This is a genomic window from Bifidobacterium xylocopae, assembly GCF_003315615.1.
GTDB lineage: Bacteria > Actinomycetota > Actinomycetes > Actinomycetales > Bifidobacteriaceae > Bombiscardovia > Bombiscardovia xylocopae.
This window is the reverse complement of the sequence record NZ_PDCH01000002.1, coordinates 177,486-193,372: the sequence shown is the minus strand read 5'-3', so window position 1 is coordinate 193,372 and position 15,887 is coordinate 177,486. Positions and strand designations below refer to the sequence as shown.

General features: G+C 63.3%; 14 protein-coding genes. 4 read left to right on the top strand and 10 right to left on the bottom strand.

Annotated features, from left to right (window positions below; all coding sequences use genetic code 11):
• Positions 1–62 precede the first annotated feature (62 nt).
• The 5 genes from ftsX to CRD59_RS02180 form a co-directional block, all read right to left on the bottom strand.
• A complete protein-coding gene (ftsX, locus tag CRD59_RS02200) occupies positions 63–986 on the bottom strand; it encodes a permease-like cell division protein FtsX (RefSeq protein WP_113852962.1) in 924 nt (307 codons plus the stop codon).
• Positions 983–2,143 (bottom strand): cell division ATP-binding protein FtsE, encoded by a 1,161-nt coding sequence (gene ftsE, locus CRD59_RS02195; RefSeq protein ID WP_113852961.1) that lies wholly within the window; start codon positions 2,141–2,143, stop codon positions 983–985. Before ftsE ends, ftsX begins: the two co-directional genes overlap by 4 nt.
• Before the next feature lie 125 nt (positions 2,144–2,268).
• Positions 2,269–3,402, bottom strand: a complete 1,134-nt coding sequence (prfB, locus tag CRD59_RS02190) for a peptide chain release factor 2 (RefSeq protein ID WP_113852960.1) — start codon at positions 3,400–3,402, stop codon at positions 2,269–2,271.
• Positions 3,403–3,583: 181 nt separating this feature from the next.
• Positions 3,584–4,363, bottom strand: a complete 780-nt coding sequence (map, locus tag CRD59_RS02185; protein WP_113852959.1) for a type I methionyl aminopeptidase — start codon at positions 4,361–4,363, stop codon at positions 3,584–3,586.
• A gap of 66 nt (positions 4,364–4,429) precedes the next feature.
• Positions 4,430–5,113, bottom strand: coding sequence for an HdeD family acid-resistance protein (locus CRD59_RS02180; protein WP_113852958.1), 684 nt, complete (start codon positions 5,111–5,113; stop codon positions 4,430–4,432).
• A 179-nt stretch (positions 5,114–5,292) separates the two neighbouring features.
• Here CRD59_RS02180 and CRD59_RS02175 point away from each other — a divergent pair, with 179 nt between their 5' ends.
• A complete protein-coding gene (locus CRD59_RS02175) occupies positions 5,293–7,377 on the top strand; it encodes a M13 family metallopeptidase (protein WP_113852957.1) in 2,085 nt (694 codons plus the stop codon).
• Positions 7,378–7,417: 40 nt separating this feature from the next.
• Here CRD59_RS02175 and CRD59_RS02170 read toward each other — a convergent pair whose 3' ends face one another.
• A complete protein-coding gene (locus CRD59_RS02170; protein WP_113852956.1) occupies positions 7,418–8,008 on the bottom strand; it encodes a single-stranded DNA-binding protein in 591 nt (196 codons plus the stop codon).
• 339 nt (positions 8,009–8,347) lie between these two features.
• Here CRD59_RS02170 and CRD59_RS02165 point away from each other — a divergent pair, with 339 nt between their 5' ends.
• The gene (locus tag CRD59_RS02165; RefSeq protein ID WP_113852955.1) at positions 8,348–9,220 is read left to right on the top strand and encodes an exodeoxyribonuclease III; all 873 of its coding nucleotides are present in this window, start codon (positions 8,348–8,350) and stop codon (positions 9,218–9,220) included.
• Positions 9,221–9,528: 308 nt separating this feature from the next.
• Here CRD59_RS02165 and CRD59_RS02160 read toward each other — a convergent pair whose 3' ends face one another.
• Positions 9,529–11,346, bottom strand: a complete 1,818-nt coding sequence (locus CRD59_RS02160; RefSeq protein ID WP_201736517.1) for a proline--tRNA ligase — start codon at positions 11,344–11,346, stop codon at positions 9,529–9,531.
• A gap of 128 nt (positions 11,347–11,474) precedes the next feature.
• On the opposite strand from CRD59_RS02160, the gene CRD59_RS07940 reads away from it, so the two are divergent.
• Positions 11,475–11,657, top strand: coding sequence for a hypothetical protein (locus CRD59_RS07940; RefSeq protein ID WP_161522254.1), 183 nt, complete (start codon positions 11,475–11,477; stop codon positions 11,655–11,657).
• Positions 11,658–11,661: 4 nt separating this feature from the next.
• Complete coding sequence (locus tag CRD59_RS02155; RefSeq protein WP_161522253.1) at positions 11,662–11,967, top strand: GNAT family N-acetyltransferase; 306 nt, start codon at positions 11,662–11,664, stop codon at positions 11,965–11,967.
• Positions 11,968–11,976: 9 nt separating this feature from the next.
• Here the strand turns inward: CRD59_RS02155 and CRD59_RS02150 are convergent, their stop codons facing one another.
• The 3 genes from CRD59_RS02150 to guaB form a co-directional block, all read right to left on the bottom strand.
• A complete protein-coding gene (locus tag CRD59_RS02150) occupies positions 11,977–13,395 on the bottom strand; it encodes a PIF1 family DEAD/DEAH box helicase (RefSeq protein ID WP_113852952.1) in 1,419 nt (472 codons plus the stop codon).
• A gap of 125 nt (positions 13,396–13,520) precedes the next feature.
• The gene (orn, locus tag CRD59_RS02145) at positions 13,521–14,225 is read right to left on the bottom strand and encodes an oligoribonuclease (protein ID WP_113852951.1); all 705 of its coding nucleotides are present in this window, start codon (positions 14,223–14,225) and stop codon (positions 13,521–13,523) included.
• A 114-nt stretch (positions 14,226–14,339) separates the two neighbouring features.
• Complete coding sequence (guaB, locus tag CRD59_RS02140; RefSeq protein ID WP_113852950.1) at positions 14,340–15,887, bottom strand: IMP dehydrogenase; 1,548 nt, start codon at positions 15,885–15,887, stop codon at positions 14,340–14,342.

The following is a 15,887-nucleotide window of genomic DNA, read 5'->3' as shown; positions in this document are numbered from 1 at the left end:
ATAGGCGGGGACGGACACCCCGATTTATTCGCCGGACCATCACGTCCGGGGAGGCCTCGTCATCACGCCTTCAGATAGCGCCGCAGTGAGACCGTCGAAGCCAGAGCCGACAGCGCCAGGGCGCCCAACACCAGCGCCGGTGCCATCAGCCAGACCGTGCGCTGGTTGATGTAGGGCATCCACTGTACGGTCTGTGCCAGCCAATCCGTGATGAACAGCTTCACGATTGCGGAAAGTGCGCCGACCGACATTACTGAGCCAAGTAGCGAAGCGGCAACACCCTCCAGGATGAACGGCATGCGGATGGTCCAGTTGGAAGCCCCCACCAGGCGCATGATCTCGGTCTCGTTTTTGCGTGATGCCGCGGACATGCGGATGGTCGTACCGGTCAGCAGAATGGCCACCACTACCATGACAGCCGCCAATACGACGGTCACCGCCGTGGCACGGTTCAATATCTTGAAGACCGGGTCGAAGATCTGCCGTTGGTCCTGCACGTCCTCCACCCCGTCTCGACCGGATAGCACCTCCGAGACCACCTGGTACTTGGTCGGGTCGGTGAGCTTGAGCCGAAGGGAGTCCTGCATGTCCGCCGCGGTCAGGGTCCTGCCCTGGTAGTTGCCGTTCGGATACTGCTTGAGGAAAGTGTTCTTGTAGAAATCCTCCCGGCTCTCATAGGAGATCTTGGAGACCGAATCGCCCAGTTCCGAATGAATCGTGTTCTCCAACCGGACGATCTGGGCCTTGGTCGGCGCCTTGCCAGCCGCGCACGAGGCGGCCTGAGAGGCACCATCCGGGCAGAGCCATACCACCACCTCCACCTGGGAGTACCAATCGCCCTTGGCTTTGGCGATCTGGGCCTGCATGAGTCCGGAGGCACCGATGAAGAGGAAGGAGATGAAGGTGACCATCATCACTGACAGTATCATCGAACCGTTGTGTTTGAGGCTGTCCCAGGTACCGGACAGTATGAACCGAAATCTCATCGATCTCCTCCTCGGGTGCCCTCGTCGGATTGCGACTGGCCCTCACTCGACTCCTTGCCGCCGTTGTCTTCATCCATGGAGTCACGACCTTCCGTTTCGGCCCCGTCGTCCCGCTCGGCCTCCACGGTTCCAGCATCGGTGTTCGGCGCGCGGAACCTGCTGTCCGGGTCGTCGGTTTCGGCCTTCTCAGGCCCTGGCGTTTCCGGTGCCTCCGGGGGCTGAGTCCGGTCCGCTTCCTCCACTTGCAAACCCTTGCCCCAGGTCAGGGTCTCCTCCAGGGGGGCGAAAGCCTTCCCATAGCGACCGGTCCTGCCCGAGTGGACCGAAGATGCCAGGCGGGCTATGCCCTCGTCGCCGAATTGCGTTTCAGCCATCGCAGGCGCGGAGCTGACAGCCGGCGGACGCACGTCGGTCTTGCCCAGGGCCCGCTGGGCACGGGCCTCCACGTCCGCATCGGGGAAGAACTTGGCCGAATCGTAAGATCCATGACGCTCATCACGCATGATATGGCCGCTGTGCAGCTCGACCACACGCTTGCGCATGGAGTTGACGATCTCCTCATTGTGCGTGGCCATCACGATGGTCGTGCCGGTACGGTTGATCGCGTCGAGGACCTCCATGATGCCCAGGGAGGTCGTGGGATCGAGGTTACCGGTCGGCTCATCGGCCAGCAGAATCCCCGGGTGGTTCACATAGGCACGGGCCAGGGCCACGCGCTGCGCCTCGCCGCCGGAGAGCTCATGCGGATATGAACCCTCCTTGCCGGTCAGCCCGACGGTCTTCAGCACCTGCGGCACCATGGTCCTAATCGTGGAACGCTTGGCCCCTATGACCTCCAAGGCGAAAGCCACGTTCTGCCAGACCGTGCGATTGGTCAGCAGCTTGTAGTCCTGGAAGACGAAGCCGATGGAGCGCCGATAGAGTGGAATCTGCCGGTTCTTCAAACGACGCAGATCGTTTCCAGCCACACGGATCTCCCCTTCCGTGGCCTCTTCCTCGCGCAGGAGCAGACGCAGTAGGGTGGTCTTGCCGGAGCCGGAGGCACCCACCAGGAAGACGAAGTCACCACGGTCGATCTGCAGGTTCACGCCGTCCAGGGCGGGCCTGGTCCCCTTGGGGTAGATCTTGGTCACGTCCTTAAGCGAAATCAGTGCCATACCCTCTCCATTCCTTGACGAAGCCAGACTCCCAGACTAGCCCGGACCCGCGCACACTCACAGCGTGCAGGACACCTTCCTCGCAGAAGCGACACGCTCCCCCGGCGTGCACCCCGCTCCGACGGTCAGCGCCCTTCGCGCTCTGCCTGATCCTGCCGGCGCTGCTGGTGGCGCCAGCGGATACCGGCCTCGATGAAAGCGTCGATGTCGCCGTCGAACACGGCCTGGGTCTGCGAGGTCTCATATCCGGTCCGTAGATCCTTGACCATCTGGTAGGGATGCAACACGTAGGAACGCATCTGATCCCCCCAGGAAGCCTTGATGTCGCCGGCGAGCTCTTTTTTCTTCCTGGCCTCCTCCTCGTGGCGCATGACCAGGAGGCGGGACTGGAGGACCGCCATTGCGGCGGCACGGTTCTGAATCTGGCTGCGCTCGTCCTGCATGGTCACCACGATATTGGTCGGCAAGTGAGTGATGCGCACAGCCGAATAAGTGGTGTTGACACCCTGCCCGCCGGGTCCGGACGAGCAGTAGGTGTCCACCCGGATGTCCGAATCGGGAATGTCGATGTGGTCGGTGGGCTCCACCAGGGGGATGACCTCGACCGCAGCGAAGGAGGTCTGCCGACGACCCTGGTTGTCGAACGGCGAGATGCGCACCAGCCTGTGGGTGCCCCCCTCGACCGACAGCCGGCCGTAGGCGTAGGGGGCATCGACTTGGAAGGTCGCGGATTTGATGCCCGCCTCCTCGGCGTATGAGGTGTCCATCACCTTGGTCTTGTATCCGTGGCGCTCCGACCACCGCAGGTACATTCGCAGGAGCATCTGGGCCCAGTCGGCGGCGTCCACCCCGCCCGCGCCGGAACGGATGGTCACCACTGCCGGTCGCTCATCGTATTCACCATCAAGGAGGGTCTGGATCTCCATATCCGCCAGATCCTTGCCGATGGATTCGACCTCGTTCTGGGCCTCGGTCAGGGTGTCCTGATCACCCTCCTCGCGCCCCAGTTCCTCCAGCGTCTCCACATCGTCGAGACGACTGGACGCCGACTCCAGTTTTTTCAGCTGACCCTGGATGGCGGACAGACGGGTGGTGACCTGCTGGGCATGCCCCTGGTCATCCCAAAGCCCAGGGGCCGAAGCCTCCCGCTCCAGCTCCTGGACCCGCTGACGCAGGGCGTCCGGATCCAGGGCTTTCGCAATCATGTCATATTTGGCCCGCGCCGCGTTCAGGGCCTGGGAAAAATCGAATTCCGCCATATCCTACCGTCATCCTTCACTGCATCGTCACTGCCGTTCGGTCCAATTCTCGGGCAGGAGGTCAAAGGTCATGCGTGACGGCGTTCATACCTGGTCTGATCTGCGTGTTCATCGTGAGTCCCACTCTACCGGGGACGGGTCCCAAAACGACCTCGCCAGACACGTGCATCCATCCCCACACTCACTCGTCGCGGGCGGTAAGGATGACCGGGTCGCCTTCGGTGATGGCGATGGTGTGCTCGGTGTGAGCCCCCCTGGAGCCATCCGTCGAACGCAGCGTCCAACCGTCCTTGGGATCCTGGAAAATCTCATCGGTACCGGCCATGAACCAGGGCTCGATGGCGATGACCAGGCCGGGCCGCAGCTTGAACCCATGATGGGCAGATCCGTCATTGGGGACCATCGGGTCTCCATGCATGACATGACCGACACCATGCCCGCCGAACTCCACATTCACACTGTACCCGTTCGCATGCGCCACATCCCCGACCGCAGCCGAGATGTCGCCCAACCGGTTGCCTGACCGGGCCGCCGCGATGCCGGCCTGGAGCGCATCCTCCGTCGCCTTGATGAGACGTAGGTCCTCCGGATCCTTACGGTCACCGACCACCAGGCTGATGGCCGAGTCCCCCACCCAACCGTCCACGCTGATGGCCAGATCCATGGAGAGCAGGTCGCCGTCCTTGAGCGTGTAGTCGAAAGGCACGCCGTGCAGGACGGCATCGTTGACCGACAGGCAGATGTAATGGGCGAAGGGACCGGTGCCGAAGTCAGGCGCATAATCCACGTAGCAGGATTCGGCCCCCTTGCGTGACTCAATCTGGCCCTTGACATAGTCGTCCAGCTCCAACAGATTGACGCCCGGCTTGGCCATGCCCCGCAGCTGCTTGAGAATCGCACCCACGAACCTTCCAGCGGGCTTCATCTGCTCGATCTCTTGCCTGGTCTTGATCTCAATCACCGTTTGCCGATCCTTTCACACTGACGCTGCAACCACTCTATGCCCTGGGGTTCCCCGCGGCGAGGGTCAGCGCCGACGACCGAAAGTGAAAGCTCGGATGAGGGAGACGACACCCAAGGCCAGCAGTGCACAGCCGCCGAAAATCACCAGGACGGCCGTGGAGCCCAGAGGGTTGATCAGGATGAAGACACCGGCGATGATGGAGACCACCGCACTGAAGATCGCCCAACCGGAGTGGGGCACAGCCCAGGACTCAGCCAGGGTCATGATGCCTTCCATGATCCATCCCAGGCCCACGATCAGGGTGACCAGAACCAGCAGTGTGGAGGCGGACAGGGTCGTGTTCTTGACGATCACCACGCCACCGATGGACAGGAGGGCGCCGACCAGGACACCCAGAACCCGCCATCCGCCGGGAAGGCCTTGGGCCACAATCGAGGTGATGAGGCGGACCAGTCCTGAAACGATGAAGTAGACACCCAGGGCGACGGTGAAGACAATCAGGGTCTTGCCTGGCGCGACTAACAAGGCCAGGCCTATGATCATCGCCACTGCGCCTACGAGACCGATCACCGTACGCACAAGGTTGAGTGATTTGACCGATAGGTCCTCCACTATCAGACGGAAGGGATCCTTGGGCGGCACAGGTCCTCCGGGGGCCGGCTGGTAGGGGCCTTCCGCGCTCTGGCCCTGGCTGCCATACTGTTCCGGACGGTAGGGCCCCTGAGGACCCTCGTTGTATGCGCTCATGATTGACTCCTTCTGTTGCCCGACCCTACGCCAGGGCACCTCACCAGTCTAGGCCGTAGCCGGCTTCCAGCGGTGCTCGGACGTTGATTTCGCGAGGCACGAAACTGCGACGGCCCCGCTCCGCCCAATTGCTCTGACTGTCTTGCCCGCGGCAGGACCGGCGGTTAGGCTTGAACAGTATGACCAACGTTCAACTCAAGTCCGGACTCGACCCGGCATCATTCTCATCAGTCATCAGACCACAGGACGACCTTTTCCGTTTCGTCAACGGCCCCTGGATCGACACCTACGACCTGCCGGCCGACCGCTCCCGATTCGGCTCCTTCGACCAGCTGGCCGAGGACGCCCAGGCGCAGATTCGCGATATCCTGGAGGACCCTGACAGCCCGGCCGCCAAATCGGCGATCATATACCGCTCCTTCCTTGACACGGACGCGATCGAGCGTGCAGGCCTCGACCCCCTGCTCCCCCGGCTGAAGGCCATCGACGCCGTATCGGACAAGCCGACCCTGACCAAACTACTGGGATCAATGAGCCCAGCCGGCGGCCCCGATCTGTTCGACATGGGTGTCTATGGCGACCCCGGTGACCCGGAGCACAACGTCATCCACATCGCCCAAGGCGGCATCGGCCTTCCCGACGAGGCCTATTATCGGGAGGACCGCTACGAGCCGATCCGCCAGGGCTATGTGACGATGGTCTCCCGTCTGCTCCAACTGGCCGGATACGCGGACAACGAGGCCCAAGGCCGGGAGCAGGCCGGCCGGTTCATGGCCTTCGAGACCCGGATCGCCGCCCAGCACTGGGACAACGTCTCCACCCGTGACGAGGACAAGACATACAACCCCACCGCTTTCTCCGAACTGAAGGCCACGCTGTCCCAGCTGGACATCGAAGCGTGGACGCTGGCCTGGCAGAAAGCCTACGACACCACCGAGGGGGCACAAGCCCAGCCTGTCGACATCATGCGAGCCATGGCCCATACGATCGTCCATGAGCCCAGTTTCCTGGAAGGTCTCAATACCCTCTGGCAGGCCAGCGACCTGGAGGATTTGAAGCTGTGGGCCCGTGTGCACACGCTGGTCGGCCAGGCCTCCTACCTGAGCCAGGACTTCGACCAGACCGCCTTCGACTTCTATGGCAAGGTCCTCTCCGGCACCACCCAGATGCGCGACCGCTGGAAGCGTGCCGTCTCCCTGGTCAACGGGGTCTGCGGCGAGGAAGTCGGCATGGAATACGTCAAGCGCCACTTCCCCGAGTCCTCCAAGGAACGTATGGAGGAGTTGGTAGCCAACCTGATCGACGCCTACCGTGCCTCGATCTCCACCTCCGACTGGCTGGGCGAGGCCACCAAGGCCAAGGCGTTGGACAAGCTGTCCAAGTTCGAACCCAAGATCGGATACACACGCAAGTGGCGCGACTACACGGCCTTCCGTCCTGCAGCCGAGGCGAGCCTTGTGGAGAACATGGAACGCGCGGCCCTGTACGAGTCCGGCTATCAATTCGCCAAGGCGGGCCGGCCGGTCGACAAGGACGAGTGGCTGATGACCCCGCAGACCGTCAACGCGTACTATGAGCCCTCACTCAATGTGATCGTCTTCCCGGCCGCCATACTGCAACCCCCCTTCTTCAATCCAGAGGCGGACGACGCTGCCAACTATGGAGGCATCGGCTCCGTGATCGGTCATGAGATCGGCCACGGTTTCGACGATCAGGGCAGCAAGTACGACGGCGACGGCCGCCTGCATGATTGGTGGACCGAGCAGGACCGCGCCAACTTCGAAGGGCGCACGGGCAAACTGATTGCGCAATACAACGGCTTCACCCCCCAGCAGTTGGCCGACAAATACGCCGATACCCCCGACAAAGTCCCACACGTCAACGGCGCATTGACCATCGGCGAGAACATCGGCGACCTGGGCGGCGTCAACATCGCGCTCAAGGCCTACGCCTTCGCCCTGCAGAAGGATGCGGGCATCGACCAGGACGCCTCCCCTGAAGGCATCTCCCATGCCCTGTCGCGGGCCGGCAAGATGGACGGCTACACCGGCCTGCAGCGTTTCTTCCTTTCATACGCATCCATCTGGCGGTCCAAGGAGCGCGACGAACTGGCCGAGCAGTACCTGCAGATCGACCCGCATTCACCGGCCGAGTTCCGCACCAACGGAATCGTCTCCAATGTAGAGAAGTTCTACGAGGCCTTCAACGTGACCAAGGACGATCGGATGTGGCGGGAACCTCAGGAGCGCGTCAGCATCTGGTGACCGTCCGCCGCCCGGCCCGGCTGTTCCCTGCCATCCGTAATCAGAAGACGTCCACGGCCGGGCCGGACGTCTTCCGCATATCCGGGCTGTCGCCGGTCAGAGCCATCGGGTCATGGCCGGAAAACGGGTCCATCGCAGGCCCGTCCGATCCGGTGGATACGGACGCATCGTCATCCTGCGCCTTTTGCCTCCAACCCGCCCCATCCCGGCCTACAGACGCCTGTTGCACTGAGGGAGGACCAGCACTCCCCTCCGTCGGCGATCCCGCTCTGACCCTACGGAAGCCCGAGACCCCCATGCTCAGGTCATGTCCGATGCTCTCCGCCTCCAGGACAAGGGAGCTGCGTTTGGCCCCATCCTTGACCCATTCCTCCGTGGATACCGAACCGGTGACCAGGACGGGGTCGCCCTTGTGGACCGATTGGAGCACGTTGTTGGCCAGGGCCTTGAAGGCCTTGACCGTCATCCAGGTGGTCGGGAACTCCCGCCAGGCCCGGGTTTTCGCATCGTAATAACCGTCGCTGGACCCCAGGCGGAAGGTGCAGACCGGAGTGGCCCCCTCACGTCCTATCGAAACGGGGTCCTTTCCCACGAAACCCGTCATCGTCATTTTCGTCTGGTGCATTGCCATCTTCGTTCCTTCCGATTCCCATTTCCCTTGTGCACACCGCTGTCACTGCATCGCTCCACACCGCCCGTCTGCAACGGAGTGGACCGCGGGACCGAGCAGGTCGACCGGCGGTGGCAGCTTCAACCCACGGCCCGCCACGACCAACCACTTGCGGCCCGGACCGCGCGGTAGGCACCATGGTGCACCGTCACCGGGCACAGCCACATCCCGGCCGGAGAATGTGGTCGAACATGGAACATCGGCCCATACCGGTGGATAAGTCGCCGGATAGGTTCCAGCCAACCGGTCAGCTGCGCTGCCTAGACTGGAGGTCGCACATCAATGCAGAGAGGACCAGACATGGCCTACAAGTTCATCTCCTGGAACATCGACTCCCTGAACGCCGCACTGGCCGGCTCCAGCGACCGTAGCGCCCTGTCGCAGGCCGTCGTCGAAGAGGTGGCCCAGGCCAGCCCTGATGTCTTCGCCATCCAGGAGACCAAGCTCAACTCCTCGGTCCCCAAGAAGACCGATATGCTGCTGGGCATTCTGCGCCAGCGCTTCCCTGACTACGAGATCGTCTACAACACGTCCGAGCCCCCGGCCCGCAAGGGCTACGCAGGCACTATGATGCTCTACAAGAAGTCCCTGCCCTCCCCCGATGTGGAACGGCCGCAAATCGGCGCCCCCGACACCATGGACTCCGAAGGGCGGGTGCTGACGCTCGAATTCCCGGATTTCTACGTGGTCACGGTCTACACGCCGAACTCGGGCAACGGTCTGATCCGGCTCAAGGCCCGCCAGGTTTGGGACGACCGTTTCCGCGACTATCTCCGTCGGCTCGACAAGCGCCTGCCGGTCTTCGTCGGCGGCGACTTCAACGTGGCCCACGACGAGATCGACCTCGCCAACCCACAGTCCAACCACCATTCAGCCGGTTTCACCGACGAGGAACGCGCTCACTTCGGAAAGCTCCTGGATGCCGGTTTCACCGACTCCTTCCGCCTCCTGCACGGCGATGCGTCGCCCACCTTCAAGGACGGGCGTGAGGAGCGGTCCATCTACACCTGGTTCGCCCAGCGCGTCCCCACCGCCAAGGCCCATAACTCCGGCTGGAGGATCGACTACTGGCTGTCCTCTGACCGGGTCGCCAAGTCCATCACCTCCTGCCGCCCCCTCGACACCGGTGAGCGCCAGGACCACCTCCCCCTGGAGCTCACCTTCGAGCCGTAAGCGCGATTCGCCCCCCGTCCGCCCTACGGCGCCGCGTATAAGTTGCCGAGCACCGGCGCATCAGGGCGTGTGCATCATCAGGCTTCTACGATATTGGGCCTGCAACCGACAAGCACCAAGGCAGGCAGCCTGTTCCCGTCACATATGCGATAGGAATACTTGGGGGGGGGGGGGTACGCTAATGCGCCATCATCACTTGTCGGGGCCAAGAACATATGCCTAAGAGGATGAACCGGTGGCCGTCGGCAAACAAAAAGGGGGTGGGTGCCATAAACCTGCACCCACCCCGCGTTTATTCCAGATTCCCCCTATCGCAGGGCCGCTATGCGATCAGCCAGGGTCTGAGCGGTCTCGGCTGCGGGGACCTGGACGGAGTCGGAGCCGTCCCGGTTGCGGATTTCTATGGTGCCGTTGGCTATGGTGTCACGACCGGCGATGGCCACCAGTGGCACGCCCAGGAGTTCGGCATCCTTGAACTTGACGCCTGGGGAGACCTTGGGTCGGTCGTCGTAGATGACCTCGATGCCGCGTTCCTCCAGCTCGGACACCAGCTGCTCGGCGGCATCGAAGGCCTCGGCTTTCTTACCGGTAGCCATCAGATGGACCTGGGCGGGGGCCACGGCGGCGGGCCAGGCCAGACCGCGCTCGTCGTGGTGGGCCTCGGCGATGCAGGCCAGGACGCGGGAGACACCGATGCCGTAGCAGCCCATCCAGACCGGCACGGCCTTGCCGTTCTGGTCCAGGACCTTCAGGCCCAGAGCGTTCGAATACTTCAGGCCCAGCTGGAAGACCTGGCCAATTTCCACGCCACGTTGGAAACTCAAAGGCCCTGAACCGTCCGGGCTCATGTCGCCCTGACGCACCTCGACCGCTTCGACCGTGCCATCCGACTCGAAATCGCGGCCATAGACGGCGTTGAAGATGTGCATACCCTCCTGATCGGCACCGGTGATCCAGGCCGAACCTCGGGCCACGTGAGCATCCATCAGGTAGCGCGCCGGCTCGGCGATGCCCTCCTTTTCGCGCGCCTGTGGGCCAAGCGCCATGGGTCCGATGTAGCCCTTGACGAACTCGGGGTGGGCCTTCAGGTCCTCCTCGGTGGCTTCCTCGATCTCGGCCGGCGCGAACTGGGCCTCCAGCCGCTTCATGTCCACCTGGCGGTCGCCGGGCAGGCCGATGGCGACAATCTCGCGCCAGGGCTTCTCGTGCTCCTCATCCTCGACGTGCTTAACCGCGATGATCAGGTTCTTCAACGTGTCGGCGGCGGTCCATTCGGCGCCATCGGAACGCGGGTAAAGGGCGTTGGCCTGCGCCACCAGGGCCTCGATGGTCTTTGAATCCGGAGTCTCACGCGCCTCCATCGCGGGCGTTGAGGAATGGTCCACATCCTGAACTGCCGGCGTTGTCAGCGCCTCGACGTTCCAGGCCTTACCGGAGGGGGCGAGCGCGAAGGTGTCCTCGCCGATGGCCAACGGCGCCAGGAACTCCTCGGACTCGGAACCGCCCATGGGCCCGGAGACCGCATGCACGATGACGTAGTCGACGCCCAGGCGGCGGAAGATGCGTTCGTAGGCGCCGCGCTCATCCTGATAGGCCTTGCGCAGACCCTCCTCGTCGATCGTGAAGGAGTAGGCATCCTTCATGATGAACTCCCGACCGCGTACCAGACCCGCACGGGGGCGGAACTCGTCGCGGTACTTGGTCTGGATCTGATAGAGCGAGACCGGCAGGTCCTTGTATGACGAATACAGGTCCTTGACCAGGAGGGTGAACATCTCCTCGTGCGTGGGCGCCAGCAGGTAGTCGGCCCCGTGGCGGTCCTTGAGTCGGAAGATGTTATCGCCGTACTCCTCCCAGCGGTGGGTGGCCTCGTAGGGCTCTCGGGGCAGCAGGGCCGGGAAGTGGACCTCCTGGGCGCCGATACCTTCGATCTCCTCACGGACGATGCCCTCCACCTTCTTCAGGACGCGCAGTCCAAGCGGAAGCCAGGTCCAGACACCCGGGGCAGCCTTGCGGATGTAACCGGCACGCTGCAGGAGCCGGGCCGAGTCGACGTCTGCGTCCGCCGGGTCCTCGCGAAGGGTGCGCAAAAAGAGCGATGACATGCGTAGTGCTGTGGATTTCATAGCCCCAGAATATGCGCTTTGAGCGACAAGCGAGCCCGCTGCTTCAGCCTGCAGCAGCCCTCATGCCCCTGTACAGCCGCTTGGCCCATGCTAAGGTGACCCGACAAGCAGGCAGAGGCGAGGCGTCCATGGAACTTACACGCACGAGTGCAGCCAGCGTAGGCACGGCGGACCCGGTTACCATGCGGCTGCTGTCGGCGGCGGACCCGTCGGTGGACAGCAACGAGCGCCATCTTCACCGCAGCGAACTCCACCGGTTTTATGGCGGCGATGAACTGGCGGGGTGTTGTTTTGTTCCCAAGGCAGCCTGAGACCTTGGCAGTCGTCAATATCGCGGTCGCCGAGCCCCTCCGCAGACGGGGCGTGGCCACTCGGATGGTGGGCTTCGCACAGGAACGGGCGGCCGAGCTGGGGATGAGGCGGCTGAAGGTGGGTACCGGGTCCACCAGCTTCGAGGCCCTGGCGCTCTATCAACGATGCGGCATGCGCATGACCCGTATTGACCGCGATTACTTCCTGCGCTCCTACCCCGGCCCCACCCACGAACACGGCATCCGCGTGCGCGACATGGCCCGCCTGTCATGCCCCATTCCTGTGGATGGCAACAGAGCCGAATGGTGACCCCCCGGCTCAGAAGAGGACGTCCTGGCCGAACTCGTCCTCAGCCTGGCCGATGGCCTGCTTGGTGAAGGAGTCGGAACCTTCGTCGGCCAGGCGGGCACAGGCAGCCTGGGAGTTGGCGCGCAGCCGCGAATCGAGGATCACAGCCTCAGGCGAAACCAGGAAGGCGTGCTCGTTGATTCCCTGCAGGTAGAGCCCGTCCAGGGCCTCCACCCGGGAGAGGGCCACATATCCCATGCCGGGTGCGAAGGTGCGGCGCAGGTCCATGACAGCGGCGTCCAGGGTCATGCCTTGGGATTTGTGGATGGTGATGGCCCAAGCGCAGCGCAAAGGCACCTGGTTGACCGCCGCCAAAAGCGTGTCGCCGTCCATCATCTCCCAGGCCGCCGGCTTCATGGTCACGGTGTTGCCGTTTTCGAATGCCACGATGGGCCAGCCGCCCTTGGCTTTGGATGTGGCTCTGGGTGTGAACCCCTTGACCTTACCAATGGAGCCATTCACATACTGGTGGTCCTGGTCGTTGCGCAGGGCCATCACGGCGGCACCCGTCTTGAGCTGGAGGCATTCGGGGGCCAGCATGTTCTTCTTCAGCCGTTCCACCAGCTTGGGGTCGCCGGTCTGGGTCGCCATATATTCGTGCGGCTCCTCCACTATCTGCGACAGGCGCAGGTCATTCAGGCTGTCGGCCTGCCTGTTGACGGGAAAAAGGTGGACGGCGACCTGACCTGGCTCGGGCCCGGTACCCAAGCGGCCGGCAAGCACCTCATGGTCCTCCTGGCTGACCGCCCCCTCGCGGATATCGGTCAGGACCGTCAGCAGCTGACCGTCATCCTGGCGGTGCTGCTCGGTCAGGTAGCACACGACCGGCTCGAGTTCGGGCCAGACCAGGGATTCCGTGACAAAGCCTTCGGGGTCTTTGCCGGCTTCGGCATATGCGGCGCGGGAGGCCTGGAATTCCGGATTGGCGGCAATCAGATCGTTGTCGCGCCCCGAACGGGAGACCGGGGGCAGCTGGAAGAAGTCGCCGGAGAGCACCACTTGCAGGCCACCGAACGGTTCCGGACTGCGGCGCACCGCCCGGCAGACCTGGTCCACCATGTCGAAAAGCCAGGCATGCATCATCGATACCTCGTCGATGACCAAAACGTCGGCTCCGCCGATCTGCCGCTTGCGCCGGGAACGGATGCGCTTGAGAAGATTGGCGGTCATGACCTTGGAGATGCCCACACCCGACCAGGAATGAATGGTCTGTCCGTCGATATGGGTGGCGGCGATGCCGGTCGAAGCAGTGACAGCCACTGTGGCCCCGCGCTTGCGGGCACGTGCTATGAACTCATTGAGCACGTATGTCTTGCCTGCGCCGGGCGCACCGGTTATGAAAGCATTGGCGCCGGCGTCGAGAATGGTCAGGGCTTCGGATTGCTGCATACCCTCATGCTGCCACGCGTGCGGTACAGGCCCACGAGCCGAAAGGACAATCCGAGGGGGGGGGGGCTCCCGGCTTGCCGGAATAAGCCCCCCCCCTTCAGAGGAACCCGCCGGGACCGACTGGTCTAATAATCCCTCTTCTGCGGGGTGGAGGCATCCTCAACCGGCCTGCCTTCGGCCTCGTATGAGCGCAGGAGCGAAGTCCGCTCCACCTGCCCTGCGCCGGCCTTGGCTGCGGCTGCGTCAGGGCCCGGGGCGGGTACGAAGAACATGTCCCTGTAGTAGCGGAGCTCGTCGGCGGATTCGATGATGTCGGCCAGGGCCCGGTGGCCGCCATGTTTGGCGGGCTTGTTCACATACACCGCTGGGTACCAGCGTCGGGCCAGTTCCTTAAGTGTGGAGACGTCGATGACCCGGTAATGGAGCAGCCCCATCAGGTCGGGCATGTAGCGGTCCAGGAACTTCTTGTCCGACCCCACGGAGTTGCCGGCCAGATGGGCCTTGCCACGTTCAGGCAGGAATCGCTTGACATAAGCCACCACCTGCCGCTGGGCCTCCTCCAGGCTCAGACCGTCCTTGTTCCACTCATCAACCAGGCCCGAGGAGGTGTGCATATGACGGACGAAATCATCCATATGGGCCACTGCGGCATCCGAGGGCCTGATGACCAGGTCGATGCCCTGGTCAAGCACCTTCAGGTTGAAGTCGGTGGGCACGACCGATACCTCGCACAGCTCGTCATGGAATATATCGAGACCCGTCATCTCGCAGTCTATCCAAATCATCCGCGATTCTTCGGGGGTGAAGGTCTCCTCACTTGTATCGCTCATCCGTCCGCTTCCTTCCACTATGTTCCACGACTCAGGGGTCCGGCCCGCACCAGGCGGAAACCGAACCCCTTAATCTACCGCGCGCGTACGACCGTTTGCGGTCGGCGCGCCATGTCAGTCGTGGAAACCGGAATAATTGGGAGCTTCCTTGGTCATCACGATGTCATGGGGATGCGATTCACGCAGGCCGGCGTCCGTGATGCGGATGAAGCGGCCCTTCTCCTGGAGTTCGCCGATGGTGCGGGCACCCGTGTAGAACATGGTCTGGTGGAGGCCGCCGACCAGCTCGTAGAGCACGTAGTTGAGCGGCCCGCGGAAGGGCACCTCGCCTTCCACACCCTCGGGCACTACCTTGTCGGAGGAGGTGACGTCGGCCTGGAAGTAGCGGTCCTTGGAGTAGGACTTCTTGCCGCGCGGAGCCATGGCTCCCAGGGATCCCATGCCCCGGTAGACCTTGTACTGCTTGCCGTGCAGAAGCACCTTCTCGCCCGGCGCCTCGGCCGTGCCGGCCAATAGACCGCCCAGCATGACCGTGTCGGCACCGGCAACGATGGCCTTGGCGATGTCTCCCGAATAGTGGATACCCCCATCGGCGACCAGGGGCACACCCGCCGCCTTGCATGCCAGGGAGGCATCGTAGACGGCCGTGAGCTGGGGAACGCCCACGCCGGCGACCACGCGCGTGGTGCAGATGGAACCTGGGCCCACACCCACCTTGACCGCGTCGACGCCCGCATCTATCAGGGCCTGGGCGCCTTCGCGGGTGGCGACGTTTCCACCGATCACGTCGATGCCGTCGAAGGCGTGGTCCGCCTTGATACGGCGAATCATGTCAAGCATGAGCTTGGCGTGGCCGTGGGCGGTGTCCACCACCAGCACGTCCACCCCCGCGTCCTTCAGCGCGGTGATGCGGTCCCATGAGTCACCGAAAAAGCCCACGGCCGCCGCCACCCGTAGCCGGCCCTGTTCGTCCTTGGTCGCGTTGGGGTACTGCTCGGTCTTGACGAAGTCCTTGACCGTGATCAGCCCGGACAACCGGCCCTGACCGTCGACCAGCGGGAGTTTCTCCACCTTGTACTTGGCCAGGATCGCATGAGCGTCGTCCTTGGTGATGTCGGCCGGCCCGGTGATCAGGTGGTCCTTGGTCATCACATCCCTGACCTTGAGCCGGTCGTAGTCGTCCGCGTTGACGAAACGCATATCGCGGTTGGTGATGATGCCCACGAGCCGCCGGTCACCATCGACGACGGGTAGGCCGGAGACCTTGTAACTGGCGCACAGCTTATCCAACTCGGCCAGCGTGGCGTCCGGCGTGACGGTCAGCGGATCGGAGATCATGCCCGACTCGGACCGCTTTACACGATCGACCTGGTTGGCTTGGTCCTCGATGCTCAGGTTGCGGTGGAGCACACCGATGCCGCCGTTGCGGGCCATGGCAATCGCCATAGGGGCCTCGGTGACCGTATCCATGGCCGCCGAAAGTATGGGCGACTTCATCGTGATACGCCTGGTCAGACGGGTGCTGGTGTCCACTTGCGAAGGAATGACGTCCGACTCGTTGGGCAGCAGAAGGACATCGTCGTAGGCCAAGCCGAGCTTTTGGAACTTGGTGGGGAGAGGCTGGTAGGAGGATTGATCTGAGGAAGGATTCAGTGTAGCCAT